Genomic DNA, 19,343 nt, shown 5'->3' on the forward strand with positions numbered 1-19,343 from the left:
ATAAGGGGTTCATTAAACCCAAAAATGGAATCCGGACAATGTGCTGCCCAGAAAGAAATTAATAATAACAAAGAGGAATACAAATATATTCGCCCATGCGCTGTTATTTCCTCTCAGTCTACCTGTATGCATGGCCAATAAAACAAGAATATACAAAATCAGGATTAAAAACGAGCTAACAATCTTAAAGTCAAAGAAAGACCACTCATTCAACACGAGATGCGCCCATTGTGTTCCAAGAATTAGGCTAATCATCAGTAATGGAATACCGATAATGACGCCGACTTTCATGCCTGTCGCGGTTTGTTGAAGCGACGGTAATCGAACAAATTGTTTCGACCATTTCCGCTTTTTCAATATTTTATATAATAATAAATACAAAATCGCATAGACAAATGATATCGCAAAAGCGACATAGGACATAATCGCGAATGTAATGTGAATGAAAAGAAGTTCTGATATTAGAGCATCTCCAATTGGCGATTGCTTGATTTGCGTTCTGGCAAATGTATGAATCGTCATGAAAATGAAGCCGATAACATTAAGGAAAAACACCATATAACTTGGCTTTGAAAATAAATGCAGCAAAATAGATACCGTTATTAATAGCCAAGCATAAAAATAAATTCCTTCAAATAATGATAATATCGGAAAGCGTCTCGTTTCAACAATAAATAGGATTAATGAAGTTGTTTGCATCGCATACACAACGGTCAGTATCCAAAAAGCGACTCGGTGCGCGATTTTATCTTTATTTAAATAGTCAATGAAATAAAAGACAAGACTGAACGCATACAAGATGACCATCCATTCGTGCAGCCTCGTCATCGTGATATCAGCCAAAACGTTTCAGCCCTTCCTGAAATAGAGTCCGATTTTAAACGATTTAAAAAGGCGTTTCCCCATTTACAGTGTATCATTTGCAATGAGGAAAAGCCCTTTTAATAATCGTCAAAATGACAAATCAGGTTCCGAGGAAAGATGATCTTCCGACCTAGCCGCTAGCCGCTTTTGTGCTAGTCTGGCCAATTCCTCTTTTTCCTTTTCAACTTCTTCATCGATTCCAAAAATCTGTTGGAATAGCGCAATTTTTTCAGCTGATTTAGGATCCATCGCCATTTCTTTTACTTGCAAGATTGGATCTCTTAACAGTTGGTTGATAATCGACTTTGTATGTTTGCTTAATACTTTCTTCTCGCGCTCTGTTAAATCCGGAATTTTATTCAACATGCTTTCCATCGTTGTTCCTTGAATGCGAAGTGCCTTTTCACGGAGTGCAGTGATTACCGGAACGACACCAAGCGTCGCGAGCCATTCATTAAACTCGACAATTTGTCCTTCAATCAACAAGCCGATTTTCTCCGCAGCTTTTTCACGTTCCGCAAGATTCGCATCGACAATTCCTTGTAAATCATCTATATCATAAAGAAACACATTCGGAATCTCGCCAATTTTCGGGTCGAGATCTCTCGGCACCGCGATATCGATTAAGAATATCGGATTGCCACGGCGCATTTTCTCAACGTTTTTCATTAAATCGTAATCAATAACGAATTTTGTCGCCGATGTTGAAGTAATTAGAATGTCCGCTTCCAATAAAGCGCATTGTAACTCGCTGATTGGTTTCGCGACGCCACCAAATTTCTTGGCGATTTCTTCAGCAGTTGAAAATGTACGGTTCAAAACAGTTACTTTTTCAGCACCGCTACCTTGTAAATTCTGGAGAGCCAGTTCGCCCATTTCACCCGCACCAAGTATCGCAATATGCTTGTGATTCAATGAACCGAATATTTGTTTTCCAAGTTCGACTGCCGCATAAGAAATCGACACAGCATTTGCACCGATGTCTGTTTCTGAATGCGCGCGTTTAGAAAATGTTACAGCTTGTTTAAACAGCTCATTAAAAACAGTCCCTGTAACGCCAATAGACTGCGCTTCGAGGAAACTATCACGGACTTGTCCCAAAATTTGCGTTTCGCCGAGCACCATTGAATCCATTCCCGCGGCCACTTTCATTAAATGCTCGATCGCTTTATCATTCTCATTGATAACGAGGTGAGCCTCGAATGATTCCATTGGCACATTGAACCAATCCGCTAAAAAGCGCTTTACATAATAACGTCCTGTATGCAATTGATCGACCACTGCATAGATTTCAGTTCTATTACAAGTCGATATGATTGTGTTTTCTAAAATACTTTTTTGTTGTTGCAACGTTTGCATGGCTTCTGCCAATTCTGTTTCAACAAACGCCAACTTCTCTCTTATTTCAACAGGTGCAGTTCGATGGTTAACACCTACTACGATTGTATGCACTTCAGTGCTCACACCTTTCACGTTCTAATTCACTATTTCAATTATAACATATTGTGGCCTAAATTTAGTTTCCAATTGTGAACAGCGTATGACTCACACTAGTTTATTCAACATATTAAGAACTACTCTAAACTAACTTTACCAAGGATAAAGGACGTTGACAATGGATGTGCATTTTTTGTCGATATATGCCAAACGACCAATAAAGCGCGGGAAACGACTATAGAAGACTATGAAGCGGCCATAACAGGAGGAAAAGCGACTAAAGCGCACCGCCAAACGACCATAACACCGACTCAAACGACCAATACCACACAACTCTACTAAACAACAAAAACTCGATTGACATAAATCATCAATCGAGCCACGCCGCCTATTACATTCTTTTTTTAATTTCGCCCCACGCCTCATCCATCCCAATCCCTTTTTCAGATGAAAAAACAATCAGTGGATCTTCAGGACGCATGTTGAGGTTCTCGCGAATGATCTTTTTATGTTTATTCCAGCTGCCTTTTGGAATTTTATCGGCTTTTGTTCCGATAATAATTGCCGGTAGTTGGTAATGAACTAAAAACTCATACATGATTTTGTCATCCTTGGTCGGCGGATGACGCAAATCGATAATTTGAACAACCGCTTTTAAGATTTCTCTTTCAACCAAATATGTTTCAATCATTTTCCCCCACGCTTCACGCGAGGATTTAGACACTTGCGCGTAACCGTATCCGGGCACATCGACGAAAAACAATTGTTCTTCTATTTTATAGAAATTTAACGTTTGTGTTTTTCCCGGTTTAGATGATGTACGCGCAAGGCTTTTGCGTCCAATCATCTTATTGATGAATGACGACTTCCCTACATTTGAACGACCAGCGAGTGCAAATTCCGGATAACCTTCAGTCGGATATTGTTCCGGTCTGACTGCACTCATGATCATTTCAACGTTATTCACTTTCATTTACTGACGCCTCCAATGCAATTTTAAGCACTTCTTCAACGTCACTAACGAATACAAACGATAATTCCGCGCGGACACTATCAGGAACATCTTCAACATCCCGTTCATTATCACGTGGCAATACTATCGTCGTTAATCCAGCACGATGCGCACTTAATGTTTTTTCTTTTACGCCGCCGATTGGAAGTACACGACCGCGAAGTGTAATCTCGCCCGTCATGCCCACTTCTCTTCGGATTTTCCGATTGGTCAAAGAAGATACTAACGCTGTCGCGATTGTAATTCCCGCGGATGGACCGTCTTTCGGAACAGCACCTTCTGGAACATGAATATGAATATCAGTTGTTTCGTGGAATAAAGGATCGATTCCAAACGCCTCTGTTTTCGAACGGACGTAAGAAAAAGCCGCTTGTGCAGACTCCTTCATGACATCGCCCAACTTTCCAGTGAGAACCAAATTACCTTTTCCAGGAGACAATGACACTTCAATTTGCAATGTGTCCCCGCCGACTTGCGTATAAGCAAGTCCTGTCGCAACGCCAATCTGATTTTCAGACTCAGCAAGTCCATACCTGAACTTCTTTTTACCTAGAATGGCTTCCAGCGTGTTCGCTGTAATAATAACACGTTTCTTTTCATTCGTGACAATTTGTTTTGCCGCACGTCTACATATCGCCGCAATTTGACGTTCCAAACCTCGAACGCCGGCTTCACGCGTGTAATAGCGAATAATATCCAATATCGCTTCATCATTAATTCGAAGCTGCGAACCTGTCAGTCCATGTTCTTTCATTTGCTTCGGAATTAAATGATTTTTTGCAATCGAACTTTTCTCTATTTCCGTATAACCTGCAATCGAAATAATTTCCATCCGATCGCGCAATGGTCCCGGTATCGGACCTAGATCATTCGCGGTTGCGATGAATAAGACATTGGATAAATTATACGGTTCTTCAATATAGTGGTCACTGAAAGTTGCATTTTGTTCAGGATCTAACACCTCAAGCATCGCCGATGATGGATCCCCTCTGAAATCATTCGACATTTTATCAATTTCATCAAGTAAAAATACCGGATTGATTGTACCGGCTGTTTTCATACCTTGAATGATTCGACCCGGCATTGCCCCGACATACGTACGTCGATGTCCGCGGATCTCAGATTCATCTCGAACACCGCCGAGTGAAATGCGAACGAATTTACGGTCGAGAGATTCTGCGATTGAACGAGCAAGTGAAGTTTTACCCACACCTGGAGGTCCTGCCAAACAGAGTATCGGCCCGCGCAATGAATTTGTTAATTGACGAACCGCTAAATATTCTAGAATACGCTCTTTAACTAATTCAAGTCCTTCATGATCGCGATTTAAAATTTCTTCGGAATGATTAATATCGAGTTGATCTGTTGTCGCTTCTGACCACGGTAAATTAACAAGCCATTCAATATAATTTCGAATAACGCCGCTTTCCGCCGATGCAGCCGGGACTTTTTCATACCGATCCAGTTCGCGTTCCGCTGCTTCTTTTACGCCAGCAGGCATATCCGCTTCTTCGATACGCGCTTGAAGTTCGGCAACTTCCAATCCTTTGCCGTCCTTATCTCCAAGCTCAGTTTGAATCGCTTTCATCTGTTCCCGCAAATAAAATTCTTTTTGCGTTCTTTCCATCGCTTCTTTAACGCGTGCATTAATTTTGTTTTCCAATTCGAGAACTTCTTGCTCATTATGTAATTGGCCAATAAGCCATTCGTAACGTTCTTTCACGTCGAATAACTCCAGAAGTTCTTGTTTCGCTTCGATTTTCAACGGCAAATGAGATGTAACCGTATCCGCTAGTCGCCCTGGTTCAACGATTTTGGCTACTGAATCATACGTTTCTTTCTTGATTTTCCTCGAAACTTTGGAGTACTTCTCAAAATAGGAAAGAAGCGTCCTCATTAGTGCTTCCATTTCAAAATCTTTTTCAACATTGTCAGCTATGCCAGTTATGCTTGCGACAGAGTAATCCTCTTTTTCTTCATACTTCGTCCATTCGGCACGCTCGACACCTTCGATTAAGACACGATACGTTCCATTCGGCAACTCGGTCATCGATTTTACATAAGCAAGTGTTCCGATATCATAAAGATCTTCAGGCGTTGGATCTTCAACGGACTCATCTTTTTGCGTCGCAAGGAAAATTAGGCTGTCTTGTTCTATAGAATGTTCAATCGCCGCAATGGAGCGACCTCTACCAACATCGATGTGTAAAATCATTGTCGGGTAAACAAGGACACCGCGAAGTGGCAATAAAGGTATTTCATTTTTTGTAGTCGTTGTTGTCACGTCCATGTCACCTCCATAAATAACTAGTTAGATGGAAAAAGCTGGCACCCGAAAAGCGCAAGTGTACATACGCATTTGGTGCCAGCTTCAACCTGTTTGCATTACGCTGAGGTTTTACCGTTCATTAAAACAAATTCAGAACCATCGTCCCGCAGTAAAGTCGGGCTTCCTTCTCCAACAACTGAATCGCGCGTAATTATGCATTCAGTTACTTCTTCAAGAGATGGCAGTTCGTACATTACGTCCAGCATAATGTTTTCAATTATCGAACGTAATCCACGAGCACCCGTTTTCCGTTCAATTGCCGCTTTTGCTATTTCAAGCAATGCATCCTCTTCAAATCGAAGCACGACATCATCAAGTTCAAGCATTTTTTGGTACTGTTTAACAATCGCGTTTTTCGGTACCGTCAATATTTGATAAAGCGTTTCTTCGTCTAAAGGTTCAAGGCTTGCTAGAACAGGTAAACGACCGATGAATTCCGGAATTAGACCGAAGTTTTGAAGGTCTTCTGGAATTAGTTTCGATAAAATCGTCTCTTGTTCTTGAACCGTGTTTGGCTCAGAACCAAAGCCGATCAGTTTTTGACCCATTCTACGTTTAATGATTTCATTGATCCCGTCGAATGCGCCTCCTACAATAAAGAGGATATTCGTTGTATCGATTTGAATGAATTCTTGATGCGGATGCTTACGTCCGCCTTGTGGTGGAACACTTGCAACTGTACCTTCAAGAATTTTGAGTAGTGCTTGTTGAACACCTTCACCCGAAACGTCACGTGTTATTGAAGCGTTCTCGGATTTACGCGCAACTTTGTCGATCTCATCGATATAAATAATACCGCGTTCTGCTTTTTCAACGTCATAATCAGCAGCTTGAATTAGTTTCAACAAGATATTTTCAACATCTTCTCCAACATACCCTGCTTCAGTAAGGGATGTTGCGTCAGCTATCGCAAACGGCACATCGAGTATACGCGCAAGTGTTTGTGCAAGTAACGTTTTACCGCTACCCGTTGGTCCGATTAGGACGATGTTTGACTTCGCCAATTCTACGTCATCAATCTTACTGCCAGAATTTACGCGCTTATAATGATTATAGACAGCAACAGATAGTGATTTTTTGGCTCTATCCTGCCCGATTAGGTATTCATCAAGTATACTTTGTATATCTCTCGGTTTCGGAACGTCTTTTAGCTCGAATCCTTCTTCTAAGCCAACTTCCTCTTCCACGATTTCAGCACAAAGTTCAACACATTCATCACAAATATAAACTCCCTGCCCAGCAACAAGTTTACGGACCTGCTCTTGAGACTTCCCACAAAACGAACAGTTTAAGTTGTCTTTTTCATCATTAAATTTGAACATTATGCTCACCCCTATTCAAGTGACAATATTACAAGACTCCAGAAGTATAATCAACTAATTAGTATTCATAAAACCTTGCGAGTAGAACTGGATTTCCCCTATGTAAAACAAGGTACGGTATACCGTACCTTGTCCTTATTGCTTAATATTATTCAGTAATCTTTGCATTTTCTACAAGCAATTCAACTGTTTTATTAAAACGAAGATCGTTTTCTAAAACGCGTGTACCGCCAAGTGCTGTTTTGATTTGTTCAATTTCCATGCTGAACTGATCAGCCATTTTTTGAAGTTCTGCATCAATATCTTCTTCCGCAACTTCAACTTTTTCAGCTTCGCCGATTGCTTCAAGTGTTAATGAAACGCGAACACGGTTTAAAGCGTCGTCTTGCATTTGTCCGCGAAGCGCTTCTTCGTCTTGACCAGAGAACTGGAAGTATAGCTCAAGGTTCATGCCTTGTTGTTCTAGACGCTGACCGAATTCTTCCATCATGCGTTCTACTTCTGACTCGATCATCGCTTCTGGAACATCGATTTCAGCATTACGAGTTGCAGCTTCTACAAGGTCGTCGCGAAGTGCAGTTTCAGATGCGCTTAGTTTCTCTTCTGTAGTTTTTTCTTTTAATTTCGTGCGAAGTTCGTCGAGTGTTTCAACCTCTTCGTCAATTTCTTTTGCAAGTTCATCATTTAGTTCAGGAATTTCTTTTCCTTTAATTTCAGTAACTTTCACTTCGAACATAGCTGGTTTTCCTGCAAGTTCTGCTGCATGGTATTCTTCTGGGAATGTTACTTCGATTTCTTTTTCTTCTCCGACTTTCATGCCGATCATTTGATCTTCAAATCCTGGGATGAATGATCCTGAACCAATTTCAAGGTCGAAGTCTTGTGCTTCTCCGCCTTCAAATGGCTCTCCGTCAGAGAATCCTTTAAAGTCTAATTTTACGCTATCGCCGTTTTCTACTTCGCCGTCTTCTTTTACAACAAGTTCAGCGAATGCAGTTTGGCTATCTTTTAATTGTTGTTCAATTTCTTCGTCTGTAACTTCTGTATCTAGACGTGTAACTTCAAGGCCTTTGTACTCGCCTAGTTTCACTTCAGGTTTCACTGTAACAACCGCTTTGAAAATAAGGGACTTCCCTTTTTCCAACTGCTCGATATCGATTTCCGGACGATCTACAGGATCAATTCCCGCTTCTTCAACCGCTAAGCCGTATGCTTCTGGAAGGATGAAATCGAGTGCTTCATTATAAAGTGATTCCACACCGTACATTTTTTCAAACATTTGACGTGGCATTTTCCCTTTACGGAATCCTGGTGCTGTAACGTCTTTAACAACTTTTTTAAACGCTTTATCAAGACCTTCTTTTACTTTTTCAGCAGGCACCTCTACAGTAAGTGTCCCTTTGTTTCCTTCTTCTTTTTCCCATTTAACTGACATATTAAAAACCTCCGAATCTTATTGGTGAATCTATTTTTGCACGTATATACTTTTTAACAACTCTTTCAGTATAGCATACTGACCTCATCTTTCAACATTTTTACTGTTTAATCGAAGTTAGATAAATCGTCTATTTGTTTGATGAATACATGGAGCGATGTGTTCGGTATTTCTTCCCCCGTGAATAAGCATTCTATGTATTGTACGTACGCATTTGCGACTTCCTCTGCATCATATTGTCCCCAATTAAACGGAAAGGCTGTGATGGCAAATTTCTCAATTAAACTTTTAGCCATTTCAAATCGCGATGGATCTTTAACTAGAATTTCTTCTACTGTCGATAGTACGTTTTTCGTGAAAGGGTCTTGGCCAGGCAATGTCGTCCCTGCAGGTATTATGACTAGTTCTTCTCCAAACTTTTTGATGGTTACCTCTTTCGAATAACCCGCTTGTTGCAGGAGCGTTACTGCAAATGTAACAATAAGCGGCGATAAATGCACGCTTTCCACAATGTCTTCTAGTACTGGAATCATTCCGCGGAGATCCGTTCCTTCTAAAGAAGCAAGTGTATGTTGTTGTGTATAGATATCCATTTCGAGAAAGTCTTCGAATGTGAAGACGGCTTCTGCAGGACTTGATTCGTCGGTAGTATAACGCATGGACAACCGACTATTCAACTCCCGCAGGTAATTAAATTTCGTTAGTAATTCAGGTGGAATAATGCCTTCTTCTAAAAGCGTATCAATTGTCATTTCGACTTCTTCATATTCTTGAAGTTGAATACTAATTGTTAAATATAGCTCCATCGCGTCGATGTAGCTTGCGGTACCGCTATGTAGAAGCCTGGCCGCAACTTCTCTTGCACGATGGAAATCTTTTGTTTCGTATAGCGCGACTGCATACGGCCCCAAAAATTCGGGGTAATCGGGTTCATAAATAATCGCTTGGTCAAATGCCTCAACCGCTTTTTCAAATTGTTTATGTTTTACGCTATCGATTCCTTCAGCCACTAACCTTTCAAAAGTTCCAGGAAATACGATAACATTTTCAGTTTTACGTAACCTGCCGTACTTTTTGCGCATAATCATCACTCACCTCCTGTATCCCGTTTTAAGTAAAAAATTGTATTGGGAATTGTTCTTTTTAATTCGCTTCGACGCTAGGGAAAGATTGAACTGTATCTTTCCGCACTTGGCGGATGCCTTACGCTGATTTTTCTTGATAGTATGTTGAAGTTTCTTTAATGGTTGCATTTAGCTTTAAATCACTTTTTTCACACATAAATAGGTTTTATCAAAGTCATTCAAAACACGACCTTAGAATAGACAGCACCATATAACTTACTTTGTTTAGTGGAATCTACAGTTGATTGGAGTGCAGGGCGGCGACTCCCGCGGAAATAGCGAGACAGCCGAGACCCTGCAGGAGCGCAGCGACGAAGCGGCTCGGCGCTCGCCCGCAGGAACGCGTCCGCCCGGAACGGAAATCAACGGCATTGCAGGAATTTCTTTGGATTATCCTACAAATCAGTCAACAGTTTTAAGCAAATAAAAATACAAAGGTACCAACTGAAAACACCCTCTATATTTTTATCTTTATATGTATTTACAAGGTAAATTCTTTTTTAGTATATCCATAAACAGCCATATTATCAACTAACCCACAACAATTGCTCATTCCGATGTTAAGTGTTTGTAAACATCTTCTCTTTTGCTTAAAGTAGTGAAAAAAGATGATATAGTATCTAGAAATACTATTTGAAGATAAAGGAGCTAACAATGAAAAACAATAATATAAGCTTCAAATCGCTTTGGGAATTGTTTCTGATTTCAACGCGGCTGGGATTGACCTCATTCGGCGGGCCTACAGCCCATTTAGGGTATTTTCATGAGGAATACATAAGAAGAAAAAAATGGATGGATGAAAAAACATATGCAGATTTGGTTGCCTTAGCGCAGTTCTTACCAGGTCCCGCAAGTAGCCAAGTAGGAATAGGTATCGGTGTCATGCGCGCTGGAGTAGTTGGCGGGATTGTTTCATTTATCGGCTTTACATTCCCTTCTGTAATCGCACTCATTCTGTTTGCTTATTTGCTGACTGGTTATGACGTTGGAAATGCTGGTTGGATCCATGGGCTGAAAATCGTTGCGGTTGCCGTGGTAGCACATGCAATTTTGGGAATGGCTAAGAACTTAACGCCTGATCTAAAAAGAAAAGCAATTGCTTTACTTGCGCTTATCGGGACGCTGGTAGCACAATCAACAATTACGCAGGTCGGTGTTATTTTGATCGCTGCAGTAATTGGATTCCTTCTATATAACAAGCACCCGATAGGTTTGGACAATACAAAATCGAATTTCCCGATTTCTAAAAAAATCTCTGCAATCTGTTTTATATTATTTTTTGGTCTTCTCTTTCTATTACCGTTTATTAGAGAACTAACCGGATCCTATTGGATAGCTATGTTTGACAGCTTTTATAGATCAGGTTCACTTGTATTCGGCGGTGGGCATGTCGTATTGCCTTTGTTGGAACAAGAATTTGTACCAACAGGTTGGATAACTGAAGAAGCATTTTTGGCAGGTTATGGTGCTACACAGGCTGTACCGGGCCCCCTGTTTACATTCGCAGCTTATTTAGGTACTGTCATGAAAGGTTGGATTGGCGGTTTAGTTGCGACAATCGCTGTTTTCTTGCCGGCATTTCTATTAATTGTTGGCGCATTGCCTTTTTGGGATCAATTGCGCAGCAACCCTAAAATTAAAGGTGCAATAATGGGTGTGAATGCAGCTGTTATCGGAATACTAATTTCCGCGTTATATCATCCGATTTGGACGAGCTCGATTCTGGCACCAATGGATTTTGCACTAGCCGCTTTACTATTCAGCATGCTTTCCTATTGGAAGCTGCCGCCTTGGATTATTGTGCTAACAGGTGCACTCGGCGGGACATTATTAAATTTTCTATAATATAGTCAAAAAACCGTTGAATCTATCAACGGTTTTTTCATTAAGATTTCACACGTGGTTTTGTCGGATCGTCTGTTGATGGGGGTAGATCAGTTGTCTCGGCTAACTTCATGAGATAATAAGTTTCTTCACGCGCCATATGATCAGCCATCAGAGGCGTCAGCGTTCCGAGCATTTGTTTAGTAAGACCCATCGCTTCTAATTCATTTAAAAACACTTTAAATAGTTTCATTTCCAAGTCAATTTCCTTGTGAAATTTTTCGAGTGCAGGAAACTTCATTACATTTGCACGTAAATAACCAGCCATTTCAACCGCCTTAAAATAAAACGCTTCCCAATCTTTCTTAAAATCACGACTGGTTTTTTTGTACATCATTTCGACCCCGTCTAAATTCGAGTCTATGGCTCCAGCATGCCCCGCTGCATCTAATAACCATAGCAAGTCATGATGCAAAGGATGAACCGACGGTGGGATTTGCCCTTTTCCTAAACTCGTAAACAGTCGAATTGCCTCTTCTACCTCGTTGACCATATGATTGATGAATGTTGGCGGTAGCGAAATTTTTATCTTTCTGACTAAATGTTCCTTTATCAACAATAATTTAAACGAACGTATTTCTTCGCTAGTCCTCTTTGATCTTTTCAATAAATCCAACAGCGCCTCTTCATTTAAAGGCTTTTTGGAGGTTGCAAGAAGTTGATCAAACTGTGTTATAAAGTAACTTGCCGTTTTAATTTTTTCGGTCTCACTTGGCGCTAATGAATCATGAATAAAACGACCATGATCCCCTAAGATTTGAAGCCAAAAGTGAAGTTCAAACAAAGCTGCCTTTTGAAAACTTTTTGGCAAAAACATTTCCTCCTAAAATATTTTCTTGCGATCCCGTTCATCTTTAAGTAATTCCACTGATTCCCTAAACCGCAATGAATGAACATTTTCACGTTCACGTAAAAATTTCAGCGAATCATTTATTAAGACATCATCTGAGATATCGATAAGCCACTGGTAAGTCGCGCGCGCTTTTTCTTCTGCAGCAATATCCTCATATAAATCGGCAATCGGATCTCCTTTTGATTGGATATACGTTGCAGTCCAAGGTGCACCGGCAGCATTTTCATAAAAAAGCGAATGACCGTGATTGACGAAGTGTGCGCCGAGTCCTGCTTCTTCTAATTGTTCAGGCGTGGCATCTTTGGTCAATTTATAGATCATTGTTGCGAGCATTTCAAGATGGGAAAATTCTTCTGTAGCGATATCATTTAATACTCCGATTACCTCAGTCGGAACCGTATACCGCTGATTCATATAACGAAGCGCTGCTGCAAGTTCGCCGTCAGCTCCCCCGTACTGTTCCATTAAATATTTGGCAAGCTTTGGATTACATGTGCCCACTTCTACCGGATATAAAAGCTTCTTTTCATACACCCACATTACAATTTCCCCCTTCTCACCGCTGCCATGGCCACGGTGCTTGATTCCAACGCCAGCCCATTTCAATTGCCTGTTCGGAAGGAACTGATAAAAGAGACAAAGGTCCATATCGGTTTTCGTATTTTCGTCGAATTATGGCTGCTTCCTTGATTGCTTCCCGCCACTGCTCCAAAGCTTCCATATCGTCCGGATGTGTATCAGTGTAAAGCGTTAATTCAACGACGACAAAATCGGCTTCTTGAACGAGCAACAGCATTTCCCGTTCTTCTTCAAATGCGCTTAAATTCACGAAATACCCTCCTCTCTTGAATATCCGTCAACTAGAATTGGCCAAAGCGATCCTGACATAAGAGCTTCCCGCGGCGAATTTTGTTCCAGACCAGGTGGTTGGTAATCGATAAATATTTGCGGCGGCAAGACAAATTCTTTAACTTTCATAGGTGGACATGGATCTAATGGAGACACGTAGGGCGTGTAATACCCCCGGTACATCGACTTCTTCAAACATATCACTCCTCGAATTAGTGTATGAGTGGAGTCTAATTTTGCCACTTCTTTACTTGTTAAGTAATATCGTTTCAACTTATAGATCTTGCGTTTTAGGAAATAATAGCGAGTAGATTGAAATATGAAACGAGGAGTCTATATTGATGGATTTTTTTCATAGCCAAGAATCACTGACGACAATCCAATGGATAATACGCGCAATTATTTCTTATGTCTTTTTACTTTTCGCCACAAAACTTATGGGGCGGCGCTCTATTTCGCAGTTGCGGTTGATTGATTTTACAATTGCTTTAATTTTGGGGAATATTCTTGCTCACCCATTATCCGATGAAAAATTAGGAATGAAGGGTTCATTGGTCACGACGACAACATTGGTTGTTTTATATACAATAAGTGTACTTGTAAGTTTAAGATGGACTTTCTTTAAAAAGTGGATTGAGCCGTCTCCTTTTCCATTAATTAGAGACGGAAAAATACAGTATAAAGGGTTGAAAAAAGCAAGAATTACAATAGAACATCTGTTATCTGAAGTGCGAAAAGAAAAAATTGAAGAAGTTCGAAACGTTGCTCTTGCATTGTGGGAACCAGATGGGACTATTTCGTTTTTCATGTTTCCCCAACTTCAATCATTAACAGCAGAGGACATGCAAATTATTAAAAAACCATTTATCTTCCACACGACAATTATTTTGGAAGGAAAAGTTGATATGAATGTACTTCATTCTCATAGCAAAGATACCGCATGGCTTGAAAAAAAAATAGAGATTTTAAATGTGGAAATACCGGCTGTTTTATTGGCGACAATTGACAATAACGATAATTTAACAGTGTACACTTATGATTAATTTTAAAAAATGACCTCAATTATGAAGTCATTTTTTGTGTCTATTGGGTTGTTTCTTTATAAAAAAACCTTCAGTTCTGGACCATTCACAGTATAAAAGTTCTTTCAAATTGGCATAGCCCAATTGCTCCAGTTCAGATTTGAGCCATTGCTTTGATTTTCCAATTGAATCAAGTGCATCTTCCTTTATCTGTCCTTCATCGACGAGTAGGATAGTTGGATCCTCTTCGTCAATCTTAAGTTTCATGTCTTCATTCGTAACCCCTTTATACTGTGCATACTGATTGATCGAAATCTCACCGCCTGGTTCGATATATAAATCCCTTACTTCTCTCAATGAAAAAATACCATGCATGCGAAGCATTGTTCGTAATTGTTCCATTTCTAACTGATTTTTATCGATTAATTTTTTATTGAGTTTTCCATTAGCAATAATTTTGTCCGGTTCGCCTTTCAGTAATATGCGTAGTTTATTGGACTTAGTCACAACTTTTTCAATGATATAGATGACGATTGCCCAAACCGCGACACCAAATAGCAACATAAAAATTGATACTTTATCATCAAATATACTTTCTTCCAATATTCCCCCAAAAACTAAAAGATAAATGATGTCATAGGGTGTCATTTGAGAAAGATGTTTTTTGCCTAACACTCTCAGAACTGTCATGAGTGCTATAAATCCAACGAGAAGTTTTGCACCGATTAATAAGTAATCCAATACTATCACCTCATCTTAATATTCTATATCCTCTATATAACCTTTAAGATGCTTTATAAAACAAGGGGATTTTTGCATATTTTTGATGGTAAATAGCGATTGACCGTTTAATATGATTGATTATGTAAATTAAGGGTACTTGAAGAAGGCGCAGGGTAATAAAACATCTAAATTATTAGGAGGAGATTTTAATGGTTACAAGTAAAGGTAGACTTTTGAAAGTTGGCGCAGCTGCAATTTTATCAGTCGGAATACTCGCGGCATGTGGTGATGATGGTGACGACGACATAATCATTGATGATCCTAACGAAGGAGAAGTCACTCCGAATCCGAATGACGACACGGATTCAGATGTCGATATCGATATGGATGATAATAATGATGACCCGAATGACGATGTAGACAATGATGACAAAGAATAAATAGAGCAGAATGAATGAAGAGCAATAGCGGATTCGCTATTGCTCTTTCTTTACTGAATAATTTCAATTTCAATTGATTCAATATACGGCAGTGCGTCTAATTCATTATAAAATTGAAAGGCTGGTTTTTCTGAAGAAGTCGATAAACGTAATTCCATTTCATGTTTTATTAACTGATCTTTGTCGACGATTTGTCTAATTTTTAAATGTTCGACAGTCATTTTAATCTTATCTAAATAGGCAAGGACATCTGCTATATTTGATTTGTCCGACAGAACTAGAATACATGGCACTTCTTTCGAACGAAGTCGCTTCGGTCCAAACTTGCTAAGAATAGGCGCTAGCACCTCTACAACAAACATTACACTAATAACAGCAAATGCCGCCTCAATGTAAAAACCGGCGCCGACCGCGATTCCAATACTCGCAGCTCCCCAAATCATTGCAGCTGTTGTTAAGCCGGTGATCGTATCATTATCTTTTCTTAAAATCGCTCCCGCCCCGAGAAAACCAATACCGCTGACAACTTGTGCTGCCAGACGAAGTGGATCCATTGTCACGTTAATATCATCTCGCGCAGGAACAAGATAGGCCGATTCTATGGAAACAATGGTCAATAGACAACTGAATGTTGCGATGACCGCACTTGTTTTCAGTCCAATTGGCTTCTTTTTAATCTCTCTTTCTACACCAATTATTAAACTCAAAAGTAATGCCAATGTAATTTTTATTAACACTTCGGGATACATAGCCTGATCCGCAATCCATTCCAATACAATCCCCACTCTCATTAACTGATAGATTACTATTACCGTTAATTAAGGATATGTAACTTATTGAAAATTTAATTTAGAATATAGTTGGGATTTCAAATTGAAATTTCATGCAAAAGAAAGAAATAATCCTTTTTTATAAAGGAATGCGACTATATTTAAATAGATGGCAGAAACTTTCTTGGGAAAAAAACGTTTACGATAAAATCGATAATATGCTTTTTTCAGATCATGCCATTGCCTGCAGTTTTTCTTCTGTCGAAAACGTGCCACGTCAATGATTTTTATCTCGCCATTCGTGGTGATGAATAGGTTTCGCAAATGAATATCAGAAGGATTTAACCCCCTTGCTCTAGCCAATGAAAGTGCATAATCGATTTCTTTGATATGAGCTGGTTCGATAAACTTTCCTTGTGAAACACAATCAAAAAGTGTCAATCCTTCAATGAAGTCCATGACTATGTAATTCAATCCGGCACCGTAAATCGAAGGATAGTAAGAGATACCTTGAAGCGCTTGATATATTTCAGCTTCTTCTTTAGCAATATGCGTGAATTCAGGGAAAAATATTTTTATCGCTTTATTAGCTGACTTTATTTTAAAAACAAAGGCACTTCTTCCCGTTCCAATATGCTTTAAAGAATCATCATAACTAACTAATCGATTTTTCTTATTAATGATGACTGAATTTGCCAGTGCTTGATAGTTATTCAAAGTTTGTCCTCCAATAGTATAAAGAAATTTAAAAAGAGACGTTATAACCAATAATTGGCCATAAACGTCTCAAAAATACAAAAGACCTCACCAAATAATCGGTAAGGTCTCGCAAACAACTGCAGTTGCCAACAAAACCGAGGGATGATTCCCTGTACTGACGACTTTGCTGTATAGCTACTCCCCTTAAAGGAAGATAAAAGTTATTTTAATGTAGGCTTAGTATAAACGTTGACTGTTTCGGAGTCAATGATTAGGTTATTCTTTCATCCTCCAGATTTCTCCATAGGTGTCTACAAAAAATAAAAAACCCTACCAATGGTAAGGTTTCGAAGACGAAACTTGTTAATAACCGGAGTCTTCCGACGTCAAATTATCACTCATTTTATAATCATACTTTTGCAACGGCTTTTCTGCCGGGCCTTCAATCACTTCTCCTGTGAATGAAAATCTCGAACCGTGACACGGGCAATCCCATGTTCGATCCCCGTTGTTCCATTCAACTTCACAGCCGATGTGGGTGCAAGTCGTATCGACAATATGGAGTTTCCCTTCATCGTCTTTGTATGCACCTTTTCTATGGCCATCCAGCGTAATGACTGCACCTTCCCCTTTGGATAACGCTTCAGGATTTGTTTTCGGCGATTCCAGCTTTCCTTTGATTAATTGACCGACAACGTTCGCGTTCTCCTTCAAGAAGTTTTTCAGACTCGGATTCACATAGAAACGTGAAGGCGAATACATCTTTTGAAAATTATTCTCTTTCCCTAAAACCATATCCCGGAACAACAGTGCAGCTGCAGTTCCATTGGACATTCCCCATTTACGAAAACCAGTAGCAATCAAGATATTCGATTGTCCGGATGTTAATTCACCGATATAGGGTAATTTGTCTAGCGTTATTAAATCTTGGGCTGACCATCTATAAACAATTTTTTCTATCCCCAAAACTTCTTCACCGAATTTCTCCAATGCTTTGTAATGTTCCATCGTTTCGATCCCTTGGCCGGTCTTATGGTTTTCACCGACAATAAGTACCATTTCTTCCCCGTCAATCGTTACGGAACGCAGTGAACGCGTCGGTTCATCAGCACTGATATAGATACCTTCCGGGAAGTCCTTTTTCGCCTTGACGGCAAGTGCATACGATCGATCCGCATGCATTCTTGTCGAATAAAGCCCGAGTCCTTCATAAAACGGAAAATGTGAACAAGCGAGAACGTGTTTAGCTGTGATTTTTGGCGCTAATTCTCCACGTGTGAGCACGACAGGTTTTTCGCCGGTTTCAATATTCACGGCGGTTGTGTTCTCAAAAATCAATCCGCCTTTTTCCGTGATGTGTTGAATGAGATGGACTAAATATTTGGTTGGGTGAAACTGTGCTTGGTTTTTCATGACAAGTACATTTTGTATATCAATATCGAAAGGAAAACTATCAACCAGTCCTCCGTCAATACCAATCTTTTCGTAAGCTTCCGCTTCTTTTTCAATCTTTTTTGCATATTTCTCGGAAGTGGCGTATATGTACGCGTCCTGCGTGCTCAAATCGCAATCGATATTATGTTCATTCACGGTGTCTTTGATAAAGTTTAAGGCTTGGATATTCGCTTCATAATACAAACGCGCGTTGCTTCTACCAATATTACGAATGAATTCATCGTAGATTAAATCATGTTGGGCTGTGATTTTAGCAGTCGTGTGGCCCGTCGTCCCATTCAACACATTTCCTGCTTCGATTACGGCGACCTTCAATCCTTCATTGACTAAAAGGTAAGCGGATGTAATTCCCGTAATACCCGCTCCTACAATCACGACGTCAACTTCTAAATGATCCTCTAAACTTGGAAACTCCGGAAAATCAATATCTGTCCGCCAATAGGACTCAGGATGCTGCGGCAACTTTCCAATTTCATTATTGGTCACAATATATCCTCCATTCAATGCTCAGATATTAGTAGGATTCCCGTTTTGGACCACATATATTCCTAATAAAAAACTGAATCGGCGCGATACCACGCGTTACGGGAATAAACCAGCGAGGTACGGGAGCAAACTGGTCTGTTACGGGAACAACCGACAGCGTTACAGGAACAAAATCGTCGCCCTACGCGTTACGGGAATAAACCAGCGAGATACGGGAGCAAACTGGTCCGTTACGGGAACAACCGACAACGTTACAGGAACAAAATCGTCGCCCTACGCGATGCGGGAATAAACCAGCGAGATACGGGAGCAAACTGGTCCGTTACGGGAACAACCGACAGCGTTACGGGAATAAAATCGTCGCCCTACGCGTTGCGGGAATAAACCAGCGAGATACGGGAGCAAACTGGTCCGTTACGGGAACAACCCACAGCGTTACGGGAATAAAATCGTCGCCCTACGCGTTGCGGGAATAAACCAGCGAGATACGGAAGCAAACTGGTCCGTTACGGGAACAACCGACAGCGTTACAGGAATAAAATCGTCGCTCCGCGCGTTGCGGGAATAAACCAGCGAGATACGGGAGCAAATAGTCCGTTGCGGGAGCAACCGACGGCGTTACGGGAATAAAATCGTCGC

The 19,343-nt window shown here is 40.3% G+C and carries 18 protein-coding genes; 3 read left to right on the top strand and 15 right to left on the bottom strand.

Translation table 11 applies throughout. The features are described from left to right. Window positions 1-12: 12 nt before the first annotated feature. The 7 genes from ccsA to JSQ81_RS02760 all read right to left on the bottom strand — a co-directional run bounded on the left by ccsA (window position 13) and on the right by JSQ81_RS02760 (window position 9,487). Complete coding sequence (gene ccsA / locus JSQ81_RS02730) at window positions 13-843, bottom strand: cytochrome c biogenesis protein CcsA (protein WP_212606211.1); 831 nt, start codon at window positions 841-843, stop codon at window positions 13-15. Window positions 844-951: 108 nt separating this feature from the next. Beyond that, a complete protein-coding gene (hemA, locus tag JSQ81_RS02735) occupies window positions 952-2,316 on the bottom strand; it encodes a glutamyl-tRNA reductase (RefSeq protein ID WP_212606212.1) in 1,365 nt (454 codons plus the stop codon). Window positions 2,317-2,692: 376 nt separating this feature from the next. Then, window positions 2,693-3,274: a ribosome biogenesis GTP-binding protein YihA/YsxC gene (yihA, locus tag JSQ81_RS02740; protein ID WP_212606213.1), complete on the bottom strand. Its 582-nt coding sequence runs from the start codon at window positions 3,272-3,274 to the stop codon at window positions 2,693-2,695. Further along, entirely contained in the window at window positions 3,261-5,603 is a 2,343-nt protein-coding gene (gene lon / locus JSQ81_RS02745) for an endopeptidase La (RefSeq protein ID WP_212606214.1), read from the bottom strand. The genes yihA and lon overlap by 14 nt, the downstream gene beginning before the upstream one ends. 95 nt (window positions 5,604-5,698) lie before the next feature. Next, the gene (gene clpX, locus JSQ81_RS02750) at window positions 5,699-6,964 is read right to left on the bottom strand and encodes an ATP-dependent protease ATP-binding subunit ClpX (RefSeq protein WP_212606215.1); all 1,266 of its coding nucleotides are present in this window, start codon (window positions 6,962-6,964) and stop codon (window positions 5,699-5,701) included. Window positions 6,965-7,112: 148 nt separating this feature from the next. Then, the gene (gene tig, locus JSQ81_RS02755; protein WP_212606216.1) at window positions 7,113-8,399 is read right to left on the bottom strand and encodes a trigger factor; all 1,287 of its coding nucleotides are present in this window, start codon (window positions 8,397-8,399) and stop codon (window positions 7,113-7,115) included. A gap of 107 nt (window positions 8,400-8,506) precedes the next feature. Next, the gene (locus JSQ81_RS02760; protein ID WP_212606217.1) at window positions 8,507-9,487 is read right to left on the bottom strand and encodes a tetratricopeptide repeat protein; all 981 of its coding nucleotides are present in this window, start codon (window positions 9,485-9,487) and stop codon (window positions 8,507-8,509) included. A 690-nt stretch (window positions 9,488-10,177) separates the two neighbouring features. Between JSQ81_RS02760 and JSQ81_RS02765 the strand changes: the two genes are divergently transcribed. Further along, complete coding sequence (locus JSQ81_RS02765; RefSeq protein ID WP_212606218.1) at window positions 10,178-11,368, top strand: chromate transporter; 1,191 nt, start codon at window positions 10,178-10,180, stop codon at window positions 11,366-11,368. Between the two features lie 40 nt (window positions 11,369-11,408). On the opposite strand, the gene JSQ81_RS02770 is transcribed toward JSQ81_RS02765, so the two are convergent. From JSQ81_RS02770 to JSQ81_RS02785, 4 genes are read right to left on the bottom strand one after another with little or no spacing between them, the layout of a single operon-like run. Then, a complete protein-coding gene (locus JSQ81_RS02770; protein WP_371812499.1) occupies window positions 11,409-12,218 on the bottom strand; it encodes a DUF2935 domain-containing protein in 810 nt (269 codons plus the stop codon). Window positions 12,219-12,230: 12 nt separating this feature from the next. Then, on the bottom strand, window positions 12,231-12,800 hold the full coding sequence (locus tag JSQ81_RS02775; protein ID WP_212606220.1) for a manganese catalase family protein: 570 nt from the start codon (window positions 12,798-12,800) through the stop codon (window positions 12,231-12,233). A 16-nt stretch (window positions 12,801-12,816) separates the two neighbouring features. Further along, window positions 12,817-13,089: a spore coat protein CotJB gene (locus JSQ81_RS02780; protein ID WP_212606221.1), complete on the bottom strand. Its 273-nt coding sequence runs from the start codon at window positions 13,087-13,089 to the stop codon at window positions 12,817-12,819. Next, the gene (locus tag JSQ81_RS02785) at window positions 13,086-13,304 is read right to left on the bottom strand and encodes a spore coat associated protein CotJA (RefSeq protein WP_371812500.1); all 219 of its coding nucleotides are present in this window, start codon (window positions 13,302-13,304) and stop codon (window positions 13,086-13,088) included. Before JSQ81_RS02785 ends, JSQ81_RS02780 begins: the two co-directional genes overlap by 4 nt. Before the next feature lie 146 nt (window positions 13,305-13,450). Here JSQ81_RS02785 and JSQ81_RS02790 point away from each other — a divergent pair, with 146 nt between their 5' ends. Beyond that, window positions 13,451-14,152: a DUF421 domain-containing protein gene (locus tag JSQ81_RS02790; protein ID WP_212606222.1), complete on the top strand. Its 702-nt coding sequence runs from the start codon at window positions 13,451-13,453 to the stop codon at window positions 14,150-14,152. 27 nt (window positions 14,153-14,179) lie between these two features. On the opposite strand, the gene JSQ81_RS02795 is transcribed toward JSQ81_RS02790, so the two are convergent. Continuing rightward, window positions 14,180-14,872: a DUF421 domain-containing protein gene (locus tag JSQ81_RS02795; protein WP_212606223.1), complete on the bottom strand. Its 693-nt coding sequence runs from the start codon at window positions 14,870-14,872 to the stop codon at window positions 14,180-14,182. 191 nt (window positions 14,873-15,063) lie between these two features. Here JSQ81_RS02795 and JSQ81_RS02800 point away from each other — a divergent pair, with 191 nt between their 5' ends. Then, a complete protein-coding gene (locus tag JSQ81_RS02800) occupies window positions 15,064-15,294 on the top strand; it encodes a hypothetical protein (RefSeq protein ID WP_212606224.1) in 231 nt (76 codons plus the stop codon). A 50-nt stretch (window positions 15,295-15,344) separates the two neighbouring features. Here JSQ81_RS02800 and JSQ81_RS02805 read toward each other — a convergent pair whose 3' ends face one another. The 3 genes from JSQ81_RS02805 to JSQ81_RS02815 form a co-directional block, all read right to left on the bottom strand. Next, on the bottom strand, window positions 15,345-16,043 hold the full coding sequence (locus JSQ81_RS02805) for an MgtC/SapB family protein (RefSeq protein WP_371812538.1): 699 nt from the start codon (window positions 16,041-16,043) through the stop codon (window positions 15,345-15,347). 132 nt (window positions 16,044-16,175) lie between these two features. Continuing rightward, window positions 16,176-16,781, bottom strand: coding sequence for a protein kinase family protein (locus tag JSQ81_RS02810; protein ID WP_212606226.1), 606 nt, complete (start codon window positions 16,779-16,781; stop codon window positions 16,176-16,178). Window positions 16,782-17,126: 345 nt separating this feature from the next. Then, window positions 17,127-18,704, bottom strand: coding sequence for an FAD-dependent oxidoreductase (locus JSQ81_RS02815; RefSeq protein WP_212606227.1), 1,578 nt, complete (start codon window positions 18,702-18,704; stop codon window positions 17,127-17,129). Between the last annotated feature and the right edge of the window lie 639 nt (window positions 18,705-19,343).

Source organism: Sporosarcina sp. Marseille-Q4063 (assembly GCF_018309085.1).
GTDB lineage: Bacteria > Bacillota > Bacilli > Bacillales_A > Planococcaceae > Sporosarcina.

What these genes read in the sequence shown, in the direction of transcription:
- JSQ81_RS02805 (WP_371812538.1), bottom strand. Translation starts at nt 16,043, where the DNA reads ATGTATCCCGAAGTGTTAATAAAAATTACATTGGCATTACTTTTGAGT.
- JSQ81_RS02800 (WP_212606224.1), top strand. Translation starts at nt 15,064, where the DNA reads ATGGTTACAAGTAAAGGTAGACTTTTGAAAGTTGGCGCAGCTGCAATT.
- yihA (WP_212606213.1), bottom strand. Translation starts at nt 3,274, where the DNA reads ATGAAAGTGAATAACGTTGAAATGATCATGAGTGCAGTCAGACCGGAA.
- clpX (WP_212606215.1), bottom strand. Translation starts at nt 6,964, where the DNA reads ATGTTCAAATTTAATGATGAAAAAGACAACTTAAACTGTTCGTTTTGT.
- JSQ81_RS02765 (WP_212606218.1), top strand. Translation starts at nt 10,178, where the DNA reads ATGAAAAACAATAATATAAGCTTCAAATCGCTTTGGGAATTGTTTCTG.
- JSQ81_RS02760 (WP_212606217.1), bottom strand. Translation starts at nt 9,487, where the DNA reads ATGATTATGCGCAAAAAGTACGGCAGGTTACGTAAAACTGAAAATGTT.
- JSQ81_RS02775 (WP_212606220.1), bottom strand. Translation starts at nt 12,800, where the DNA reads ATGTGGGTGTATGAAAAGAAGCTTTTATATCCGGTAGAAGTGGGCACA.
- tig (WP_212606216.1), bottom strand. Translation starts at nt 8,399, where the DNA reads ATGTCAGTTAAATGGGAAAAAGAAGAAGGAAACAAAGGGACACTTACT.
- JSQ81_RS02790 (WP_212606222.1), top strand. Translation starts at nt 13,451, where the DNA reads ATGGATTTTTTTCATAGCCAAGAATCACTGACGACAATCCAATGGATA.
- lon (WP_212606214.1), bottom strand. Translation starts at nt 5,603, where the DNA reads ATGGACGTGACAACAACGACTACAAAAAATGAAATACCTTTATTGCCA.